Annotated in this window: 1 protein-coding gene; it reads right to left on the reverse strand. The window is 36.2% G+C overall.

Translation table 11 applies throughout. The features are described 5' to 3' along the window. Positions 1 to 105 precede the first annotated feature (105 nt). On the reverse strand, positions 106 to 1,371 hold the full coding sequence (locus tag EAI80_RS13090) for a helix-turn-helix domain-containing protein (RefSeq protein ID WP_238634636.1): 1,266 nt from the start codon (positions 1,369 to 1,371) through the stop codon (positions 106 to 108). Positions 1,372 to 1,485: the final 114 nt, after the last annotated feature.

Below are 1,485 nucleotides of genomic sequence, written 5' to 3' on the forward strand. Positions count from 1 at the left end.
TAGTATCTAAAAACACTTTAATTATCTAACATGATGAGGTCTATTTCTATCCACTATATTATTTGGCGCTTACTTTCATACATTCTCCGAATGATTTTAGTTATGTTATTTTAGTAAATATGGTTTTAAAATTATCTCATCATTTTCTATTTTTTTGATTCCAAATTCTATGAATTTTTTATATAAATCTGCACTTAGGAACTCCATCATCTCCAGCGGTGATTTTCCTTTTAGGTTCTCCTTTGGCTGGGAATTGATGTGGGATACTATGAGATTAGCCTTCTCCTGTGAATCTAGACCAAGCGCTTGGAGATTTGTCCCTTTAGGGCATATGTAACGTATCTCCTTGTGGTAGTTTTCAAGACTTCCTTTCTGGCGTGATGCCATAGGATCACAGTAAAAGACATGAGTTCGCATGCTGCCATCATTATCTTTTTCCAGTCCTTCTGCATCCGAAAATTCAGAACCTCTATCCGTCTTGATTACTTCTACTTCTTTCAGGAACAGTTCTTTTCCTAATATCGATTCAAGAAGGTCTACACCTTTAACCATAACCTTTGCAGTCTTCTCTTCATGGTATATAATAAACATGGAAGAGTAAGACAGGAACTTAAAAGTCTGCATGAACGGACCGCTTTGTCCATTGTAGACGGTATCCATCTCGACGATACTAACGTTGTCATTATCGTCAGTATATGAGATGAAATCATCATAGGTGTGGCCTATCAGGAACTTTCTGTCTTCTCTTTTTTTATATTTGACAGAATCCTTCTTTGATATTCTTCTTGTCTTGACTCTTAGATCAATATCAAGCAGACCGAACTGTCTAAATACGCCAGATTCTATGTAGTTGTATAATGTCTTTTCAGAAATATTCAATTCAGGATGAGAAGTAATGATCTGATATGGTGATTGACCTTTCTTGATAAGAGGGACAATGATATCAGCTAAAGCCTTAAGCTCGCTATATGTCATATTTATTCCTTCTCTTGAGTTAATGAGGTCAGCCATATATTCCTTATTGGCGATATCTGCAGAATATGTGAACTTATCAAATCTGCAGTGCTGGTATTTAGGACAGCCATTGCAGGCGCCAGGAGATCTGTCTCTTCGCTTACATTTAAAAACTACTAAGTCAGCACAGTTCTTGCATACATGGTGATGCTTGCATCTGTCCTTGTTGGCGCACGCAGGATCAAAGCTGCAAATATGTGAATGTTTTCTATGTGCCTTGATTTCTTTGCCTATAGTTGATTTATCCTTTCCAAGAGTTGCAGCGATAGAAGTCTTGGTAGAACCATTTTCTATTCCTCTCTGAATTATTTCTCTTTCTGAAAGAGTAAGATGTAAATTCTTATTTGATTTAGCCATGATAATCAGCCTTTCATGAAATAGAGAAACAGACATCACAGATAATATGAAATGACCTCCTAGTTGTCAAAACGTGGATTTAAACTCATAATAAGAATAGAAAACAAAAAGTGA

The organism is Catenibacterium sp. co_0103 (assembly GCF_004168205.1).
GTDB lineage: Bacteria > Bacillota_I > Bacilli_A > Erysipelotrichales > Coprobacillaceae > Catenibacterium > Catenibacterium mitsuoka_A.